This window comes from Psychrobacter sp. CX10 (genome assembly GCF_057621575.2).
This window is the reverse complement of record NZ_CM177736.1, coordinates 2,031,410-2,053,038: the sequence shown is the minus strand read 5'-3', so window position 1 is coordinate 2,053,038 and position 21,629 is coordinate 2,031,410. Positions and strand designations below refer to the sequence as shown.

The following is a 21,629-nucleotide window of genomic DNA, read 5'->3' as shown; positions in this document are numbered from 1 at the left end:
TGAATAATACTTTCACTCGATAGCGTACTTAATTATTAAACGCTATTGCATGAATACAATTTCCTCATTATATAATATCTCAAATTTTCCACTCCCCACTTCCCAAACTATGTAAGGATGCACTTTTATGGGTATGTTCGATTATAAAAACTACTCTGTTCAAGAATCTACAAGACTTGTAGAAGACACCAGTAAACTCGCTGCATATACCAACTCGTATAACTTATTTAATTTTATTCCTGGTGTAGATGCCCTAAACTCATTTGGTGGACTATTAGGCGACTATTCTGCAAATACTATTGACGTGGGTATTCCCGATGGATGGCGTGAGTTGACACCTTCAGACTTTGGCGTAAGTGAAGATAGTGTGGATAAAGTTGGCTATTTTTCCATTCCAAGTCTTTATAGTGGTACTGTTCTGCCAGGACCTCAAGCTAAAATCTTTGGTCAGTATGATGATGCTGGAGAGTTAGTCCGTATTAACTTTAATGTAGCGGGCACTAATGCTCTAACAGACATACTTGACTTTTTTAACCTGAATACGCGTGAGGGTGTTGAGCTGTATGAGCCTATTTTAGAGATGGTAAGAGACTATGCGTTAGAAAATGGTCTTGAAGCATCAGATATTGTATTTAGTGGCTATAGTTTAGGCGCATCCATTACCAACGTATTGGCAGCAGAGCGAGAAAACATCGTAGATGGCTTTTTTACCGATTCTGATTACATCGGGCATGCCGTGCCAACAATTTATGACAATAGTGATGTGGTCTTAAACGTTGGTTATGAGAATGATGTCACGCATCGTTTTACCGGTAATGAACCTGATTTTTTATCAGCTCTTCAAGCCACAGACCCTGGCCTTGTTAATCCCGATAAAGACTTTAGTAGTAGTGTCGACAACTTTGTGTTGTTTAACGACTGGTACGCCTCACCCCTTTGGGATATTAGCCCCTTTTCGTTTATAAACCTTTTGTCTGGTGGCTATACTCATATAAATGGTATTACTACGGATGCGATAAATCGCGTTATCAGCTCCTCTTTTTATGACGATACTCAGCAAGATAGCACCGTGATAGTGTCCCAGTTGTCTGCCTCAAAACGGAATAGGGTTTGGGTTGAAGATGATGCATCGCCTACTTCAAGCCACTTTGGCACCTCAGCTTTTTTAATTGGCACAAAGTATGGCGACAAAATAGCGGGTGGCACCAACTATGACTATATAGATGGTGGTCAAGGTGATGATATTATCAGAGCTGGCATCGGCGTTGATCATATCGATGGCAATACGGGTAATGATGAAGTACGAATAGAAGGGCGTAGTCGTGACTGGGACATGTACAAAATGTCCGATGACACCTTATTCTTTGTTGATAAAGATGGCATTAACTTAGTTGAAGCAGACAACGTGGAATCTGTCAGCTTTCAAAATGAGGTATTCAGTCATTATTCTAATTACGACATTACCAACAGTGGCTTACAAGACAGTCGTTTCTTTATGAAATGGTTTAAACGTGGTCAAAAAAGCTTTTTAGATCACGAAGAAGGCACTATCGGAGATGATGAGCTAGCTGGTCAAATTGTTTTCGCTCGTGAAGGAGATGACGGTATCAAAGGTACTCAAAGCGAAGATACTTTGCATGCCGGTAGAGGTGATGATGTCATAATAGCACTCGGTGGTAATGATCGGTTGTATGGTGCAGAAGGCAACGATGTCTTAAATGGGGGTGCTGGTGACGATGAATTAATAGGCGGCATTGGTGATGATGTGTTTGTTATCAATAAGGATTCTGAATCGGATACTATCGTAGATTTTAATAATGACGTTGGGTACATTGATATTATTCAATTTTCATCGGATTTGTTTGAAGATGTTTCTGACCTTGTAAGCCACGCTGCTCAAGTTGTGGATAATGTGATGATTAATTTAAATGGCGGCGAGCAATTGACGGTACTTAATACTCATTTAGATGAGGTGCTCAGTCATTCAATCATTATTTAAACTTGGTTTATATATCAAACTTTTTTTATTGCTAGAGCGCTGCTTTATTGAGCTGACGTTTATTTATTAATTAACATGACCATTTAAAAAGACGGCAGAATTAATTCTGTCGTCTTTTCCTATTCTAAACTTCTAAGTTATTTAAATAAGCGTATGGATACCATCAGCGATAATGTTTGTATAGCTTGAAAACCTTAAGACTCGTCATAATACTTTGAGCGTCCCGTTTCAGAATGTTTAAACCGTTTATGGAACCACATCCACTGCGTGGGCGCAATACGAATTAGGCCTTCAAGCATCTCATTAATGCTCGTGGCATCTGCGACTTCATCCTCTGTTGGATAATTTTCAAGTGGTGGGGTAAGCGTTATATGATAATGCGGACGTTTACCACGAGGTAATTTGTCAGGCGTTTGCCGATAACAGTGCATACCAATAAGTGCAGGTTCTAGATCAGAGCTTTTACCGATTTCAGCCAAGCGGCGCGGGGAGGTAATAGTAGCTGCAGGCACCCCAAAGAAGGGCGCCATAACCCCATGTTTTAAACCAAAATCTTGATCTACAGAGTACCACGCTATATTGCGTTCCCACAGACTCTTAACAAGACCGCGCATGTTGCGATAGCTAATCTGCTCTTCACACATATGACGCCGTGCATTGAAGACAAACCAATCCAGCAACGCATTATTTTGCGGACGATACATACAATGAAAGGGGGCAAACTGAGCGAATAATCGACCGCTTAGATCAAGCATGGTGTAGTGAGCACCCAATAGCAGAACACCGCGACCTTCTTTTTGAGCCTTTACGATGTGCTGAAATCCTGATATTGAAAAAGTACGTGTGAAGACATTAGGACGAAACCAAGCGCATAAGGTCTCAAAAATACCAATACCTTGATTGACAAAAACCTGCTTTGCCATGCGTTCACGATCTTCTGCTGACTTTTCTGGAAAAGCAAGTTTAAGATTAACTAACGTATCACGCTGTCTGCGCTTAGCAACTGTATAGACTAAAATACCCAGTTTACGACCTATCCAAAATTGAAAACGTAAGGGTAGATAAATCAAAGGAAGTATAAGTCCCAAAATTAGCCAAGTACTCCAATACTTTGGATGTAGGAATGACCATTCAAAAGGACGTTTGTCAGTCACGTAGGTTTGTTTGTGGTTTTCAGTGATACTTGGCATACCAGAAGGGATTGGTATAGGCTTTGGCTGACCTTGCCCAAAATTTTGACTGTTAATCGCGCTCCCAGCTTTTGCTGATTCAGTATGCTTTTTTGTATCTTTTAAAGTGACTGTATTAATTTTGGTATGACCCGAACCTGTGTTTGACGGTTTAAACTGCTGAACAGCATTGTCCTCAGACGTTTTTGACGTCTGATTGGTAGTGCTTGATGCGGTGTGCTTAGCGTCTGTCATAATAAATATAATATTCAATATAGGGGTAGGAGTGACTAAAAATGCCTAATAGAAAACGATTTAACTATCTAGTTCATCCCACCGTTCCAATTTGCTCATCAATTCGTCATCAATCTTAGTGAGTCGTTCACTAGCAGCCGTTGCGGCTTTTAAATCAGTAGTAAACCAAGATCCATCTGCCAGTTTTTGCTGTAGTTCATTTTGTTCTTGCTCAAGCTTAGAAATCTGATTAGGTAAAGCATCGAACTCACGTTGTTCATTGTAACTTAGCTTGCGTTTAGCAGGTGTTGCTTCTTTGTCTTTAGAAACAACAGTGGTGTTCGTATGTTTCTTATTTTTTGACGCATTCGGTTTATTCAATTGAGCGGTTTCACGCAGCTTTTGAACTAAGTAATCTTGATAGCCGCCAACATACTCTTTAACAATGCCATTGCCATCATCATCTTGATCAAACACCCAAGTTGACGTAACCACATTGTCCATAAAGGCACGGTCGTGACTAATGAGTAAAATAGTACCATCAAAATTAGCCACCGCTTCTTCAAGTAACTCAAGTGTGGCCATGTCTAAATCATTAGTTGGCTCATCAAGTACCATAATATTGGCAGGTTTTAACAACTGCTTAGCTAGTAGCACTCGGTTTCTTTCACCACCTGATAAGGCTTTAACTGGTGTTCGGGCGCGCTCTGGTGCAAATAAGAAGTCTTGTAGGTAGCTCATTATGTGGGTTTTTTTACCACCAATCTCAATAAAGTCAGAACCTTCAGAGACGTTTTGAGCCACACTCGCTTCTAGATCTAACTGATCGCGCAGCTGATCAAAAAAGGCAATCTGTAAATTAGTACCTAAAGTGACGCTACCTCTTTTGATCACCTCATCATCAGACTCGCCTAAAATGGCTTTTATCAGAGTAGTTTTACCCGCACCATTAGGGCCAATAATGCCAATTTTATCACCACGAATAATAGTAGTACTAAAGTCATTTACCAGTACATTACCATCGTATTCTAGATGCAGGTTTTTAACTTTACAGACTAGCTTGCCACTCTTATCGCCGCTGGTCATGGTGATATTGACATTACCGACTTGTTCACGACGCTGCTGACGTTCTTCACGTAGTTTCTTTAAATCTCGAACGCGGCCCTCATTACGGGTACGACGCGCCTTTATCCCTTGACGAATCCAAACTTCTTCTTGGGCCAGTTTTTTATCAAAATTAGCATTATTTTTCTCTTCAGCCAAAAGCTGCTGTTCTTTAAGCTCTTGATAACGGGCATAACCGCGAGCCCCCTGAGTCACATCATAGCTTGAAAGCTTACCACGATCTAATTCGATTATGCGGGTCGCTAACTTGTCGACAAAAGCCCTATCATGGGTAACAAACAACAAGGTTAAACCTTGCCAGTCTTTTAAAAACTGCTCTAACCATTCGATACTGGCGACATCTAGATGGTTGGTTGGCTCATCAAGCAAAAGAATATCCGGCTTAGTGACTAATGAGCGGGCGAGTAACACACGGCGTTTTCGTCCGCCTGACAATGAAGACAAATCATCTTCAGGGTCAAGTCCCATAGTAGTTATGATCTGACGAGCTTCTCGCTCTAAATCCCAACCATGAGCGGCATCAATATCATGTTGCAGATGCGACATGTCTTCACAGGCATCCATATCGCCTGAAGCACAAGCATCCGCTTTTTGGTTATAGGCAATTAATAAGTCTGCTATTTTTTTATCTCCGCCCATAACGATGTCTAAAATACGTCCGTTAGTTTCAGGTACGTCTTGTTCGAGCATGGCCACTTTGACGCTGCTATTGATGATAACTTCACCACCATCAGGTTGGATTCTTCCATCAATAAGTTTAAATAGCGTAGATTTGCCTTCGCCATTACGTCCAATGAGACAAACACGTTCCCCAGCTTCAATACTTAGATTGATACCATCAAGTATGGGGGCAATGCCGAAAGCCAGATGTACATCTTTTAAGTTAATAAGTGCCATATATATAAAATTACCACGGTGTATTTAATTAAGGATTACATGTTAATATTGGATACAGTATATCATGCGGCTATACATTGATTGCTTTAGTTATATAAATATAACGTATACCTCACTCTCAACTTATTACAATCCATTGTAGGCTGATGCTTTTAGCCCAGCCAAACGTATCTATTAATTTTATATGCTGGTCTAAAGCTACAGCCTACGCAATGTGTTGAGAGTAAGGTAATATATTGTGTTCGCATAGAAATCATTGAAAGCCGGGGCGGTGAATTTATTTCAGCAACCGTGTATTAGCTTTAAACCGAGAAGCCATCATTTATGAGTAATGTGCCTTATGAGTAATGTACCTAGCCTACCATCTAGCATCAACTTAGCTAGTACTGATTCAACCAGCAACGATTCAGATGACCATAATACCATTATGGATTTGCAGTCTAAAGTCGCGCATTTAGAATTATCTGTTGATAGCTTAGATGAGGTTATCGCTCGTCAAGACAAACAAATTCAAGACATGCAGCGACAACTGCAATTATTATATGGTCAGATAAACCGTCAAAACGAATCAAGCATTGCGCATTTTGATCCTGCATCTGAAGTACCCCCTCACTATTAGGGTCTGATCCGAATAGCTACCTTTATCTTCACTGCTATAAATAATCACTAAGTTAAAGGAGTATAATGATAAGTTTAATTGTATCAATATGTTGCAATTGAATTAACACTTGAGTAATATTAGCGTTAGCTTAAAAGCCGAGATTAATATTTCTATATTATCTATTTTTTGAGTGTTCCTATCTTTATTATTTATTCACTATTTAACACCTATATCCGTTCTTAAAATGGACTTTGGAGACATCTATGTCGATAAACTCAAATATTAAATTGCTAGTGACTGCTATTGCTACATTTTCTGTTGCAAGCGTTGCATCAGCTGCAGGATTAGATCGTTCAGGTCAAGATACTACTGCCTTTTTTCAAGACGGTACGTATGCCGAAGCCAGTTATGCTTACATTGATGCAGATATCACTGGTAAAGATATTTATGGCAATAAAGTTAAAGATATTGCTGAAGATTATGACTTCTTCCGTTATGGTGTAAAAGCAGACATCGATGATACCTTTAGTATTGGTATTTTATATGATGAGCCGTGGGGTGCTGCTGCTGATTATCAAGGTGATAACGCCTTTATCGCCCCGCCGTCGATTTATGCAGATAAGGTCATTCAATCTCAAGGGCTAAGCCTTGGTAATACACCAATCACTAATGTCGCTGGGTTCAAACAATATGTAAATGTGGTAGCAAGTTCTGTTGGACAGCCTGGTGGCGCAACTGTTGCTGATGTTACTCGTTTAAGAGGGCTTGAAGCTGTACTTGATGGCGTGTTATCTAGCAATGATGAAACCAATGTGGAGGTACGTTCTGAAAGTATTACAGGCATTTTAGGCGTGAATTTTGGTCAAAATAAAGAGTTTCAAGTTTATGGTGGTCCCGTTGCTCAGCGTTTAACTGCAGAAGTACATTTGCGTGGGGATGCTTATGAGACTGCAACGGCTTACGACTTAAACGTTAATCCAGATACAGATTATGGCTGGATTGCAGGTTTTAAATACAGCAAGCCAGAAATTGCGCTAAAAGCAGCTTTAACGTATCGCTCTGAGATCGATCATGATGTCACGGCGGCTGAAACCTTTCCTTTAGCGGCATTAGTGGGTACTTCTCCTATCCAAACCAACGATATGAAAATTACGACGCCAGAGTCCGTTAACTTCGATTTCCAAACGGGTATTAATCCTACTACCTTAGCTACGGCAAGAGTACGCTGGGTGCCATGGGGTGATTTTGCTATCACACCGCCTTTATATAATGGCGTAACCAAAACTTCGGGTCGATTCGGTCCATCAGGATTGAATCTTGTAGATTATGAAGACGATCAATGGCTAGTTGAATTAGGCTTAGGTAAACGTGTTGCCCCTAATTTAGCAGTTTCAGGTTCAATAGGCTGGGACAGTGGCGCAGGCAATCCGACCACTTCTTTAGGACCTATTGAAGGCTATTATAGTGTGGGACTTGGTGCCAAGTATGACCTAAATAAAAACTGGGCCTTATCAGCAGGTGGTAAATATTTGATGTTTGGTGATGCAAAAGGCAGAATACCTAGCGGTTCAATTGTTAGTAAATTCGATGACAATGACGGATTCATAGCGGGTGTTAAATTGGCTTACCAAGACAAATAAGCTTTTGAGGCAAGGTTGCCTAAATACGCTTATAAATGTAGACATTTAAGTCACTACTTATTGATTTTATCAATTTCAATGTCTTATCAATGTTTTATAAAATAAGCGGCTCTGGGGCCGCTTTTTTTATGGACAAATACAAATGCTTTGATTGATATCACTCCAAACTTTAACTATGATGACAACAGTTGTCAGATTTAAACTCATGTTTAAATCAGTTTAAATGGTTAGCCTTTTTATTGTTTTAAACGCCTTATATAAGGTGTCTTAATTTGGACCGCTGGATTATCAAGTACAGGATGTACCTAATTCTTTACTACAAATGTTTATATACATGAAATAGAGAATAATTTTTCATAGAGAGTTCCAAATGTTCAAAAAATCCCCTTTATCAAAACTTACCTTAGTGCTTATTGCACTGTCTTTGGCATCATTGTCACATTCTGCTGGTCGAGATCGATCAGGTTAGGATACAAGTGCTTTTTTCCAAGATGGTACCTATGCTGAAGCCGTCTATACGTATTAAGATGTTGATGTCAAAGGTGTAGATACTTCTGGTAATAAAACTGGTGATATTGCCGATGAGTATGACTTTTTCCGTTATGGGGTTAAGACTGATCTTGATGACACCTTTAGTATAGGAGTATTGTATGATGAGCCCTATGGTGCAGAAGCTGCCTATCGCGATTCAAGTAACTTTGTGGCAAATGGCGCTTACGATGCGGCTGGCTTTCAAAACCGTATAGATGCTATTGTCGCACAGGCGGGTAGCCTACAAAATGCGGTAGCCGCTGGATTTATAACATCAAGTCAAGCTGCACTACTTCAAGGCAGCGCGCTTGCTGCTAGCCAATCAACAGCAGGTAGCGGCACGGATGTCAGTGTGCGTACCTATGGTTTAACTGGCATATTAGGGGCTAAGTTTGGTCAAAGCAAAGAATTTCAGGTATATGCTGGGCCAGTCTTGCAACGTGCAGAAGGCGAGGTTGAGCTTCGTGGTATAGCATATGGACCATTTAATGGCTATAACATGACCATTACGCCCGATCGTTAAACAGGCTGGCTCGCAGGTTTTGCCTATACAAAACCTGAAATAGAGGGAGCATAAGTATGCTACCTTTTATATTGACCAGTACTTTTTAATTGGGCAACATTATTAATTTAAAGGTAATTTAATTGATACTTATAAACATTAATTATAGACAGCATTAAGCATCGTCAACGTGATAATAAAGCGTTCATTGTTATAATGACTTTTGACTATGATGTGTTTTTATATTATAAGTAGATAGCTTATCTAATCATTTGACTAGGTACACGCCCTAGTATTACGGCAAAGGAATGCCACACACTGAAATGTTTATGTTTTATACATGACGCATTCGGTGACTATTTTTAAGGAGGAACACAAATGTCTCAAATTTTACCAATCTCTAAACTTACTCTTGCAATCTTATCCTTACCCGTAGCTTCTTTAACACATGCTGCCGGCCTTGATAGATCTGGTCAAGATATCAAAGGATTCTTTAACGATGGTACCTATGCAGAAGTTGACTATGCCTATATCGATACTGATATTTCAGGTTATGATAACGATGCTAATATTTATGGTGTATCTGCTGATGAAGATTATATAAAAGGCGGCCCAACTGGCAACATGACCCAAGATAGTTATACCTTTATGCGTTATGGCGTTAAGACAGATGTAAATGATGCTTTTAGTATTGGCGTTTTTTATGATGAGCCATGGGGCGCTGAAGTTGAATATGAAGGCAATAGTAAGTTTGTTGGACAGCCTGGTAAGCAAAATATAGTCAGTGGCAAACTACAGATTGGCTTTCAAAGTGATCTTATAAACCCTCAGCTTAATAATCCTAATTATAAACCAAACTCAAAAGTGTCTGTACATACAGAGTCATGGACAGGACTGCTTGGCTATAAAGCAGACGGCTTACGAATCTTTGGTGGACCCGTTCTTCAAAAAGCTAAAGCGAACGTCAGACTCAGCGGGCAAGCTTACGGACCCTTAACTGGTTATAATGCGAGTATTAACACTGATTCGGCAGTCGGTTGGGTGGCTGGTGTGGGATATAGTGTTCCAGAAATTGCATTAAAAGCGAATCTTACCTACCGCTCTAAAATTGAACATGAAGCGCCTGTTGCCGAATATTTACCAATTGCAGGTAGTGCTATTAGTGGATTAGTTGTGAGTCAACTTCCGCCATCAGTAAGTACATCAACTTTGATCACGGATGCGGTTGCAAATGGAGGTAGAGGGGTTAATGAAGCAAACGTTAAAACCCCTGAGTCTGTTAATCTTAATTTCCAAACTGGATTGAGCGAGAAATACCAGCTTCTAGGTACACTTGATGTACGCTGGGTGCCGTGGAGTGACTTTTCTATTGTGCCACCATTATATAACGCTTTATCTAAAGCCTCTGTCGATGATCCAGATGGATTACCATTAATTGCATATGGCGAAGATCAATGGAAGGTTGATGTTGGGCTGGCTAAACGATTTAATGAAAGGTTGGCAGGCTCTATAGTTGTTGGTTGGGACAGCGGCGCAGGTGATCCAACGAGCACATTAGGAACCATTGATGGTTATTATAGTATTGGCGGTGGTATGAAGTTTAATATGACCCCTGAGTGGGCTATTTCTGCCGGTGGTAAATATTTGAACTTTGGTGATGCAACGGGTGCGTTACCTAATGGAAGTACGGTAAGTAAGTTTGAAGAAAACGATGGTTATATAGCTGGCGTTAAACTGTCTTATCAAAGTTTATAACTCATACAATATTATAATTTTATTTTAAAAAGCTTACTTATGAACATGAGTGGGCTTTTAGTTTAAAGAGTTGCCTGTTAAATTCTATAATTCTGAATTAAAATTAATCATTGTGCTATTATGCGGTTAAGTTACTTTAACCTTTTAAAAATCAATACATAACACGTTTAGATGGATAATAATTTTGTATGTATTAAATAAAATATGTTACAAATTAAATGTCCTAACGGGGCATTATTTTCAAAAAACTTTATAAACTATTGTATTAACTGTTATATTAATATTTAATAGTACTCAAATTATCAACCTCATAATTTAGTTAGTTTAGTTTTGAGCTTTAAGAACCAATTATTTTAATGGACTATTATCATCTTTCATGGAGGAAGACTAATGTCATTTCAGCAAACTTCTATTGCACCTATCTCATCGCTTTCATCAGCAAAAAAAATCAACACGCCTTTAAAAGCTAGTGTAGTACTGATTACGTCAGTTCTCTTAGCTGCTTGTGGCGGTTCAAATAGTGACCCCTATGTCAATCCACCAACAACGACTATTCCAGGTGGTGGTGATGAAGACGGTGGTGATGAAGACGGCGGTGGTGAAAACGGTGGCGGTGAAAACGGTGGCGGTGATAACGGTGGCGGTGAAAACGGCGGTGGTGATAACGGCGGCGGTGATAACGGCGGCGGTGATAGCGGTGGCGGTGATAACGGTGGCAATGAAAACAGTATCAGCGATGAAGAACTACAAGCCTTAAAAGCAGAATTAGAAAGTGCTAAACAAGAAGCAGCTGCACAAAAAGAACAAGCGGCAGCAGAAAAAGCGAAAGCGGACGCCGCGGCAGAGGAAGCGGCGCAAGCTAAAGAACAACTAGTAGCGGCGCAAGAAGCGCTTGAAGCAGCAGAACAAGCCTTAGCAGATGCTCTAGCAGGCGGCGGTAACACAGACGCCCTACAAGCAGAAGTAGAGCGTCGTCAAGCAGCTCTAGAAGCGGCGCAAGCAGACCAAGCGGCAGCAGAGCAGGCAGCAGCGGCAGCACAGCAAGCCGCGGAAGAACAAATAGTGGCAGCGAATCAAGCCACGACAGAGGCACAAGAAGCACAGACAGCCGCACAGATTAAGAATGATCCAGAAGCTGACAAATCTGGTGTGCAAACACTTAACGTCAACGCAGGCCCACTTGGCGTGTTTAACACTACCACACGTGACTTCACAGCCGATAGTGACAGTGTACAAGCACGCTCAGATATCGCCTCGGATAGTCTACTACCAGACGTACAGATTACCACCTCATCAGATAATGACGCAGATGCTGGAAATGGCTTTAAAGAATACGAAGGTGAAGCGACCATTTCGATTACCTCACCAATCACAGCAGACCTACCGTTAACCTACACCTCAACTTACAAAGACTTTGGCGATGACATGCGCATCGGTCATATTGATGGATCAGCCGCCTTAGGTACCAGTGCCTTACCCGTTAACGGTGCTGCCGTTATCGGTAATGCGACACAAGAGGCGAATGTACCAACAGAAGGGACAGCAGGTTATACCGGTGATGCGACGTATCGCATGCTTGGCATAGGCAATGCTATTGAATTTGGATCATCAGTATTTACCGCAGACTTTGTCGCGAAGACGCTTGATGGCACCTTAAGCTTTGATAATGTAGGGGATATCAACCTAACTGCCAACATAACAGGCAATCAATTCACAGGTGCAGCCGCAGACAATGCAGGCTATGCAACCGAAGGTGGATTCTATGGCGGTGATGCTCAGTACCTAGGTGGTGTATACGCCAATGAAGAGGCTCAAGGTACCTACGGTGCTAAATCGGACACCCAAACCGAAGCAGAAGCAGCCGCGACAGCTGCACAAGAACAAGCAGAAGCGGCGCAAGCAGCAGTAGCAGCCGAACAAGCCAAAGCAGAAGCGGCGCAAGCAGCAGCAGAGCAGGCACAAGCAGAGGCAGCAGCCGCGCAAGAAGCCTTAGCAAGAGCCGAAGACGCCTTAGCCAATGCAGGCGAAGGTGGAGATGGAGGACTTGCAGCCGCATTAGAACGAGCAGCGGCAGCAGAAGCGGCGCAAGCAGCAGCCGAGCAAGCTGCGCAAACAGCGCAAGAAGCCGCGCAAGCAGCGACAGCAGCACAAGCAGCAGCAGAACAAGCGCTTGAGGCTGAGAAAGCAGCAGCAGAGCTTGCCATAGGGGAAGCGCAAGAAGAAGCACAAGCGGCAGTAGCAGCAGCAGAAGCTGAAGCCGAAGCGGCTAAAGAGCAGGCAGTAGCGGCGGCCGCGCAACTTGAAGCGACCCAAGCAGAAGCCGAAGAGATAAAAGCTCAAGCAGACGCAGCCGTAGCCGAAGCAAACGAACAAACACAGGCAGCGCAGCAAGAAGCAGCAGCAGCGCAGCAAGCAGCCCAAACTGCACAAGAACAAGCGGCAGCAGAAAAAGCGAAAGCGGACGCCGCGGCAAACGAAGCGGCGCAAGCTAAAGAACAACTAGTAGCGGCGCAAGAAGCGCTTGAAGCAGCAGAACAAGCCTTAGCAGATGCTCTAGCAGGCGGCGGTAACACAGACGCCCTACAAGCAGAAGTAGAGCGTCGTCAAGCAGCTCTAGAAGCGGCGCAAGCAGACCAAGCGGCAGCAGAGCAGGCATCAGCGACAGCACAGCAAGCCGCGGAAGAACAAATAGTGGCAGCGAATCAAGCCACGACAGAGGCACAAGAAGCACAGACAGCCGCACAGATTAAGAATGATCCAGAAGCTGACAAATCTGGTGTGCAAACACTTAACGTCAACGCAGGCCCACTTGGCGTGTTTAACACTACCACACGTGACTTCACAGCCGATAGTGACAGTGTACAAGCACGCTCAGATATCGCCTCGGATAGTCTACTACCAGACGTACAGATTACCACCTCATCAGATAATGACGCAGATGCTGGAAATGGCTTTAAAGAATACGAAGGTGAAGCGACCATTTCGATTACCTCACCAATCACAGCAGACCTACCGTTAACCTACACCTCAACTTACAAAGACTTTGGCGATGACATGCGCATCGGTCATATTGATGGATCAGCCGCCTTAGGTACCAGTGCCTTACCCGTTAACGGTGCTGCCGTTATCGGTAATGCGACACAAGAGGCGAATGTACCAACAGAAGGGACAGCAGGTTATACCGGTGATGCGACGTATCGCATGCTTGGCATAGGCAATGCTATTGAATTTGGATCATCAGTATTTACCGCAGACTTTGTCGCGAAGACGCTTGATGGCACCTTAAGCTTTGATAATGTAGGGGATATCAACCTAACTGCCAACATAACAGGCAATCAATTCACAGGTGCAGCCGCAGACAATGCAGGCTATGCAACCGAAGGTGGATTCTATGGCGGTGATGCTCAGTACCTAGGTGGTGTATACGCCAATGAAGAGGCTCAAGGTACCTACGGTGCTAAATCGGACACCCAAACCGAAGCAGAAGCAGCCGTGACAGCTGCACAAGAACAAGCAGAAGCGGCGCAAGCAGCAGTAGCAGCCGAACAAGCCAAAGCAGAAGCGGCGCAAGCAGCAGCAGAGCAGGCACAAGCAGAGGCAGCAGCCGCGCAAGAAGCCTTAGCAAGAGCCGAAGACGCCTTAGCCAATGCAGGCGAAGGTGGAGATGGAGGACTTGCAGCCGCATTAGAACGAGCAGCGGCAGCAGAAGCGGCGCAAGCAGCAGCCGAGCAAGCTGCGCAAACAGCGCAAGAAGCCGCGCAAGCAGCGACAGCAGCACAAGCAGCAGCAGAACAAGCGCTTGAGGCTGAGAAAGCAGCAGCAGAGCTTGCCATAGGGGAAGCGCAAGAAGAAGCACAAGCGGCAGTAGCAGCAGCAGAAGCTGAAGCCGAAGCGGCTAAAGAGCAGGCAGCAGCGGCGGCCGCGCAACTTGAAGCGACCCAAGCAGAAGCCGAAGAGATAAAAGCTCAAGCAGACGCAGCCGTAGCCGAAGCAAACGAACAAACACAGGCAGCGCAGCAAGAAGCAGCAGCAGCGCAGCAAGCAGCCCAAACTGCACAAGAACAAGCGGCAGCAGAAAAAGCGAAAGCGGACGCCGCGGCAAATGAGGCAGCGCAAGCTAAAGAACAACTAGTAGCGGCGCAAGAAGCGCTTGAAGCAGCAGAACAAGCCTTAGCAGATGCTCTAGCAGGCGGCGGTAACACAGACGCCCTACAAGCAGAAGTAGAGCGTCGTCAAGCAGCTCTAGAAGCGGCGCAAGCAGACCAAGCGGCAGCAGAGCAGGCAGCAGCGGCAGCACAGCAAGCCGCGGAAGAACAAATAGTGGCAGCGAATCAAGCCACGACAGAGGCACAAGAAGCACAGACAGCCGCACAGATTAAGAATGATCCAGAAGCTGACAAATCTGGTGTGCAAACACTTAACGTCAACGCAGGCCCACTTGGCGTGTTTAACACTACCACACGTGACTTCACAGCCGATAGTGACAGTGTACAAGCACGCTCAGATATCGCCTCGGATAGTCTACTACCAGACGTACAGATTACCACCTCATCAGATAATGACGCAGATGCTGGAAATGGCTTTAAAGAATACGAAGGTGAAGCGACCATTTCGATTACCTCACCAATCACAGCAGACCTACCGTTAACCTACACCTCAACTTACAAAGACTTTGGCGATGACATGCGCATCGGTCATATTGATGGATCAGCCGCCTTAGGTACCAGTGCCTTACCCGTTAACGGTGCTGCCGTTATCGGTAATGCGACACAAGAGGCGAATGTACCAACAGAAGGGACAGCAGGTTATACCGGTGATGCGACGTATCGCATGCTTGGCATAGGCAATGCTATTGAATTTGGATCATCAGTATTTACCGCAGACTTTGTCGCGAAGACGCTTGATGGCACCTTAAGCTTTGATAATGTAGGGGATATCAACCTAACTGCCAACATAACAGGCAATCAATTCACAGGTGCAGCCGCAGACAATGCAGGCTATGCAACCGAAGGTGGATTCTATGGCGGTGATGCTCAGTACCTAGGTGGTGTATACGCCAATGAAGAGGCTCAAGGTACCTACGGTGCTAAATCGGACACCCAAACCGAAGCAGAAGCAGCCGCGACAGCTGCACAAGAACAAGCAGAAGCGGCGCAAGCAGCAGTAGCAGCCGAACAAGCCAAAGCAGAAGCGGCGCAAGCAGCAGCAGAGCAGGCACAAGCAGAGGCAGCAGCCGCGCAAGAAGCCTTAGCAAGAGCCGAAGACGCCTTAGCCAATGCAGGCGAAGGTGGAGATGGAGGACTTGCAGCCGCATTAGAACGAGCAGCGGCAGCAGAAGCGGCGCAAGCAGCAGCCGAGCAAGCTGCGCAAACAGCGCAAGAAGCCGCGCAAGCAGCGACAGCAGCACAAGCAGCAGCAGAACAAGCGCTTGAGGCTGAGAAAGCAGCAGCAGAGCTTGCCATAGGGGAAGCGCAAGAAGAAGCACAAGCGGCAGTAGCAGCAGCAGAAGCTGAAGCCGAAGCGGCTAAAGAGCAGGCAGTAGCGGCGGCCGCGCAACTTGAAGCGACCCAAGCAGAAGCCGAAGAGATAAAAGCTCAAGCAGACGCAGCCGTAGCCGAAGCAAACGAACAAACACAGGCAGCGCAGCAAGAAGCAGCAGCAGCGCAGCAAGCAGCCCAAACTGCACAAGAACAAGCGGCAGCAGAAAAAGCGAAAGCGGACGCCGCGGCAAACGAAGCGGCGCAAGCTAAAGAACAACTAGTAGCGGCGCAAGAAGCGCTTGAAGCAGCAGAACAAGCCTTAGCAGATGCTCTAGCAGGCGGCGGTAACACAGACGCCCTACAAGCAGAAGTAGAGCGTCGTCAAGCAGCTCTAGAAGCGGCGCAAGCAGACCAAGCGGCAGCAGAGCAGGCATCAGCGACAGCACAGCAAGCCGCGGAAGAACAAATAGTGGCAGCGAATCAAGCCACGACAGAGGCACAAGAAGCACAGACAGCAGCACAGATTAAGAATGATCCAGAAGCTGACAAATCTGGTGTGCAATCTATTAATGTGGGTACATCAGTCGCTGGTCTAGAAGATTTCGTGGTTACTACACGTGATTTTGAAATTGGACAAGACAATGTTATTGCTAGAGCTGATATCGCTTCAAATGATCTTCTTCCAAAGGTTGACGTTAATATATCAGGTGATGAAGATACTAATCTTGCGAATGGGTTCAAGAGTCATACCGACAATACAATCATCCCGACTGCTTTAGGTGACTTACCATTAGAGTACACATCTGTTTATAAGGACTATGGCGATGATATGCGTATCGGTCATATTGATGGCGCAGCAAGTTTGCAAGGTACTGAAATTCCAGTAGATGGTATTGCAGTCATAGGTAATGCGACACAAGAGGCGAATGTACCAACAGAAGGGACAGCAGGTTATACCGGTGATGCGACGTATCGCACGCTTGGTATAGGCAATGCAATTGAATTTGGATCATCAGTATTTACCGCAGACTTTGTCGCGAAGACGCTTGATGGCACCTTAAGCTTTGATAATGCAGGTGATATTAGTCTAACAGCAGGTATCAACGGTAACCAGGTCTCAGGTTCTGCAGAAGCCAATAGTGGTTATGCAACCGAAGGTAGTTTCTATGGTGGTGACGCTCAGTACATCGGTGGTATCTATGAGGGCAATGGCGCTCAAGGTACCTACGGTGCTAAATCGGACACCCAAACCGCAGCAGAAGCAGCCGCGACAGCAGCACAAGAGCAAGCAGAAGCGGCGCAAGCAGCAGTAGCAGCCGAACAAGCCAAAGCAGAAGCGGCGCAAGCAGCAGCAGAGCAGGCACAAGCCGATGCGATTAGAGCCCAAGAAGCCTTAGCAAGAGCTGAAGACGCCTTAGCCAATGCAGGCGAAGGTGGAGATGGAGGACTTGCAGCCGCATTAGAACGAGCAGCAGCAGCAGAAGCAGCAGAACAAGCGGCTAGAGACGCTCAAGCAGCAGCCGAGCAAGCTGCTCAAACCGCACAACAGTCAGAACAAGCAGCATTAGAAGCTAAAGTAGCGGCAGAACAAGCGCTTGAGGCCGAGAAAGCAGCAGCTGAGCTCGCCATTGGTGAAGCTAAGGCAGAAGCTGATGCACGTGTAGAAGCTGCTCAAGCATTAGTTGAAACGGCTAATGAAGAAGTAGAAGCCGCCAATGCAGCTACTACAGCTGCTCAGCAAAAAGCAAATGCAGCTGAAGAGGCTAAAGATGAAGCATTACAGGCGAAAGAAGCCGCTGAGTTAGCTGCACAGGAAGCTCAGGCTCGTGCAGATGCAGCCGAAGAGTTGGCAAATCAATTTGTTGCTGCTGACTCATCATTATCAGGTGTTCAAAATACCGGATATGACGATAAGAGTTTCGAAGGCGAAAATTTCTCAGGAGGTTATGATCAGTTAGTACTTCGCACTAACGAATTAGATGAGAATATAGTACGCTCTCCTATTGTTGTAAATCTTGACGCAGAAAATGCCACGGATGTTGGTAATGGCTTTACCCAAAGTAATGGCTCAGTTGCTGTATTAGGTAAAAATGCTGTAAATACGCCAGTCCAAAGTACTTTCAACTATACGTCAGTTTATAATAACTTTGATAATGAAATGCAAATTGGTCATGTCTATGGCAAGGTGAGACGTACTTTCGATAGAGATGAGCTTGCAACTACGTATGTTCAAGGTAACGCTACTAACTTAGCAGATATTCAAAAGCTTGCTGATGGTAAAGAGACTGAAAACGGTAAAGCCCAATATTCAGGTGTCGCTACCTATAAAAATGGAGATACTGTTGATGTAAATGGTAAATCGAGCTTTAATGTTGACTTCGTGAATAAGTCAGTTGATGGTCAGCTTAAATTTGACTCAAGTGATGATATTACGATTGGCGCTACGATTTCAGGTAATAAGTTTGCTGGTAATGTTAATGGTATTAAAACCTCAGGCGGCTTCTATGGTAGTGGTGCAGATCTATTAGGTGGGGTATATTCTGGAAATGACGCTGAAGGTACCTATGGTGCTGAAAGAGTAAAACCAGAACCAGAGCCTACTGAGCCAGTTGATCCAATAGATCCTACTGTTGAACCCTTAAATCCTACTGCTCCTGCTAATGAAGATATCGGTGGGTTTATGAGTAATACTTTAAGCAGTGAAGAAGGGTTAGGAACAGAGGAACGTATCGGATACCGTCAATTTGTAAATGATAAACAGTACTTTACAGCAACGGGTACAGATGAAAATGGCGAAACAATGCCTATACTAAAAGAAAAAGACAGCATTCAAAATTTCAAAGACTTTACTAAGTTTGATGCTCGTTTAGATACTGTTAAACCTGAACAGTTTGAAGAATCTGTCGTTCTAACCACTGTAAGATCAGATGATATAGATGCCGTAAATGGTTTTTATAAATCAAATTCACAGAATACCGATGCTATTCAAAATGCCGATTCGCCAGTTGGTAAGATTGAATTAAAAGTCGATTATAATTCAGTGTATAAGAATTTTAATGAAGTCATGCAAATTGGGCATGTGTACGGTAATCTTCGCAAAGAAGGATTTGCTGCAGGTATTAAGTCTAGATATGCTAATGTCTATGCTATAGGTAAAGCTACTGCTCAAGAAGATATGGACTACATGAAAGCCCTTGCTCAATACAATGTGAATAACAACATCAATGATGGACTAGTCGCATATCAAGGTGATGCCACATACGTTGAGAATATTCATTTACTTGATGGTACTGCAATGTCTCCTGTACTTAATGGTTCATCAGAATTTAGTGTAGACTTTATCAATTCAAAACTTGAAGGTACATTGTTATTCCCAGAGGGTAATTATGAATATATGCCACAGGGGAATCAAATTGGTATCGAAGCTAGCATAACTGGTAATACGTTTGCTAATGATAATGTAGCCAATTCAGTACATACCTCAGGTGGTTTCTTTGGTGAAGATGCTCAATTCTTAGGAGGTATTTATCAAGAGAATCAAACTAAAGGCGGCTCAGGTACAGGTGCTGGCACCGGTACCACCTTCCAAGGTACGTTTGGCGCTACTAAGCAATAAGTCAATGAGCTCATAAATTAAGACACTTTATAATATAGCTAAACAACAAAAGCGCCTTAGGGCGCTTTGTTTATACTCAGGATTTAATAATCACTACTAAAAACCAAGTAACAACTACTAAAATTTAGTAATATCTTATACTTATACTTTTTAAATAGTGTAATATATTTATTCAAATTTAAATAATTCACTACCTACCTAGGCTAGGTATAATACACACGATAGTATATAAAAATGGACGCTGAATATTATTATTCAGGAATTAAGTTAGGGAAAACTATGTCGCAATCACATCTATTAAAGACGCTTACAAAAACAGTCGTTATTTACGGTGCCGTTTATTCATCCACTGCACTTGCGGCAACGGATAATATCGATGATATCCCTTCAAATTTTATTGAAGACACTCAAGCAAATACTGATCAAGCAGAAGAATTAATTAAGCGTGAACGTCAGAACCTCATTCCAGGCACCTACGTTCCAAGCGCAAAAGTATCAGATATAGAAGCTCAGAAAGCCTTGGATGAACGTCAAAAACTAAAATCTGCGCTAGGTTACGATTTAAATGCGCTTAAAGCTGATCCTGTAGCGTTTACTCAGTTTTTAAATTCTGCTATAGCGGCTCAAGATATGGCCACTGTAAGTGCCTTACTTCCTCACTACAAAGCCCTGCAAACGAATGATCCCATGCTCATTAATTTTGCAGATGCATTGGTATACCGTAGTCAGGGAGAAAATAAAAAAGCGATATCTATCTATAAAAAGATGCTTGTTAATAATCCAGATTTTCACCCCGTTCGTCTTAACATGGCTCAAGCCTTGTATGCAGACAAACAATACGCCTCAGCACGTGACCAGTTGCAAAAACTAAAAGCTGCAGATATACCTCAGCCTGTTTTAAACAGTGTCGATCGTTTAATTACGCGTATTGATCAGCAAGAAGAATGGCGATTCAATGCGTCATTAAGCTACATCCAAGACGACAATCTAAATGGGGTTCCTGAAAGTTCGATTGAATCCTTATACGGGACCACTGTCGAACCTGAATCAGGTAAGGGCGTTCAAGTCTCCGCAAGTGCTAAAAAGCGCATTAATTTGGATAAAAACTTTTATGCGACTGCTGGTAGTAATGTCTCGTTAAAAGGTTATTGGGACAATAGCGATTATAATGATTATCTTGTAACGGCATCTGCTGGGGTAGGTTATGATGATGCGAAGATTGATGTATCAGCCACACCATTTGTGACGAAGCGCTTTTATGATGAAGATCCTTATAGCTGGCGAAAAGGAGTGACCATTAGCGGGTCAAAATGGATCAAGCCTAAATTGAAATTGACAGCATCTACGATGTATTCTAATGAAACCATAGACGATGATGACGACGATCTTCGTGAGGCAGATGGCTTATTTTTGGGATTAAATGCACTATATCTTAAAGATGCCAATGAATATTTTTACGGCGGTGTTGGGCGCTACGATAACGATGTCGATAAAACCAGTTTTTTAAGCTATGACCGTAATTCGGTCAATGCAGGGTGGGGTAGGGAGTGGACTAAAGGAATTTCTACATTAACGTCTGTCAGCTACGCTATCAAAGATTATGATAAGCCTTCTGATGATATTGCAGAGTTTTTCTATAGAACCTATAGGATAGAGGGGAACGATACCAGTCGTGAAGACAAAACAGCTTCAATTGATATTCAAGTATGGAAACGTGATTTGACCGTTCTTGGTCTAACACCACGATTGGTTCTAGACTATGAAAAAACAAGCAGTAACTTTAAGTATTATGATGACCGTGATGATAAAAGCGCAACCATATTGCTGACTAAAACGTTTTAATGCTGGTCTTAATATGATGGTAATTTAACAAGTTAATGCTATATAGATAATAATAATCGTAAGATATACTCATAATATTAAGATATACATGCAAAAAAATACCACGCACATTTGCGTGGTATTTTGATAACTTAGAAGTATATAACTCAATAGTCTATAACTTGAAATTTCTACAGCTTAAAGATTTGTTAACTATATCCAGTAACCTTTAATACATTGCTGTTTAATAAAAAGATAT

Annotated in this window: 9 protein-coding genes; 7 read left to right on the top strand and 2 right to left on the bottom strand. The window is 43.3% G+C overall.

Annotated features, from left to right (window positions below):
• Positions 1–127: 127 nt before the first annotated feature.
• A complete protein-coding gene (locus AC21OH_RS08265; RefSeq protein ID WP_491139531.1) occupies positions 128–1,999 on the top strand; it encodes a calcium-binding protein in 1,872 nt (623 codons plus the stop codon).
• A 194-nt stretch (positions 2,000–2,193) separates the two neighbouring features.
• Here the strand turns inward: AC21OH_RS08265 and AC21OH_RS08260 are convergent, their stop codons facing one another.
• Positions 2,194–3,189 carry an LpxL/LpxP family acyltransferase gene (locus AC21OH_RS08260; RefSeq protein WP_487370947.1) on the bottom strand — a complete coding sequence of 332 codons (996 nt, stop codon included), beginning with the start codon at positions 3,187–3,189 and terminating at the stop codon, positions 2,194–2,196.
• A 294-nt stretch (positions 3,190–3,483) separates the two neighbouring features.
• Positions 3,484–5,424, bottom strand: coding sequence for an ATP-binding cassette domain-containing protein (locus AC21OH_RS08255; protein WP_487370940.1), 1,941 nt, complete (start codon positions 5,422–5,424; stop codon positions 3,484–3,486).
• 340 nt (positions 5,425–5,764) lie between these two features.
• Here AC21OH_RS08255 and AC21OH_RS08250 point away from each other — a divergent pair, with 340 nt between their 5' ends.
• The 6 genes from AC21OH_RS08250 (at position 5,765) to AC21OH_RS08225 (ending at position 21,391) form a co-directional block, all read left to right on the top strand.
• Complete coding sequence (locus AC21OH_RS08250) at positions 5,765–6,043, top strand: SlyX family protein (RefSeq protein WP_487370941.1); 279 nt, start codon at positions 5,765–5,767, stop codon at positions 6,041–6,043.
• Between the two features lie 245 nt (positions 6,044–6,288).
• Positions 6,289–7,665 (top strand): hypothetical protein, encoded by a 1,377-nt coding sequence (locus AC21OH_RS08245; RefSeq protein ID WP_487370942.1) that lies wholly within the window; start codon positions 6,289–6,291, stop codon positions 7,663–7,665.
• 646 nt (positions 7,666–8,311) lie between these two features.
• The gene (locus AC21OH_RS08240; protein WP_487370943.1) at positions 8,312–8,719 is read left to right on the top strand and encodes a hypothetical protein; all 408 of its coding nucleotides are present in this window, start codon (positions 8,312–8,314) and stop codon (positions 8,717–8,719) included.
• A 357-nt stretch (positions 8,720–9,076) separates the two neighbouring features.
• The gene (locus tag AC21OH_RS08235) at positions 9,077–10,453 is read left to right on the top strand and encodes a hypothetical protein (protein ID WP_487370944.1); all 1,377 of its coding nucleotides are present in this window, start codon (positions 9,077–9,079) and stop codon (positions 10,451–10,453) included.
• 390 nt (positions 10,454–10,843) lie between these two features.
• Entirely contained in the window at positions 10,844–19,549 is an 8,706-nt protein-coding gene (locus tag AC21OH_RS08230; protein ID WP_491139528.1) for a transferrin-binding protein-like solute binding protein, read from the top strand.
• 279 nt (positions 19,550–19,828) lie between these two features.
• A complete protein-coding gene (locus AC21OH_RS08225; RefSeq protein WP_487371560.1) occupies positions 19,829–21,391 on the top strand; it encodes a surface lipoprotein assembly modifier in 1,563 nt (520 codons plus the stop codon).
• Positions 21,392–21,629 lie beyond the last annotated feature (238 nt).

Coding starts and splice junctions, on each gene's coding strand:
- AC21OH_RS08230 (WP_491139528.1), top strand. CDS start 10,844: ATGTCATTTCAGCAAACTTCTATTGCACCTATCTCATCGCTTTCATCA.
- AC21OH_RS08225 (WP_487371560.1), top strand. CDS start 19,829: ATGTCGCAATCACATCTATTAAAGACGCTTACAAAAACAGTCGTTATT.
- AC21OH_RS08260 (WP_487370947.1), bottom strand. CDS start 3,189: ATGCCAAGTATCACTGAAAACCACAAACAAACCTACGTGACTGACAAA.
- AC21OH_RS08235 (WP_487370944.1), top strand. CDS start 9,077: ATGTCTCAAATTTTACCAATCTCTAAACTTACTCTTGCAATCTTATCC.
- AC21OH_RS08265 (WP_491139531.1), top strand. CDS start 128: ATGGGTATGTTCGATTATAAAAACTACTCTGTTCAAGAATCTACAAGA.
- AC21OH_RS08250 (WP_487370941.1), top strand. CDS start 5,765: ATGAGTAATGTACCTAGCCTACCATCTAGCATCAACTTAGCTAGTACT.
- AC21OH_RS08245 (WP_487370942.1), top strand. CDS start 6,289: ATGTCGATAAACTCAAATATTAAATTGCTAGTGACTGCTATTGCTACA.
- AC21OH_RS08255 (WP_487370940.1), bottom strand. CDS start 5,424: ATGGCACTTATTAACTTAAAAGATGTACATCTGGCTTTCGGCATTGCC.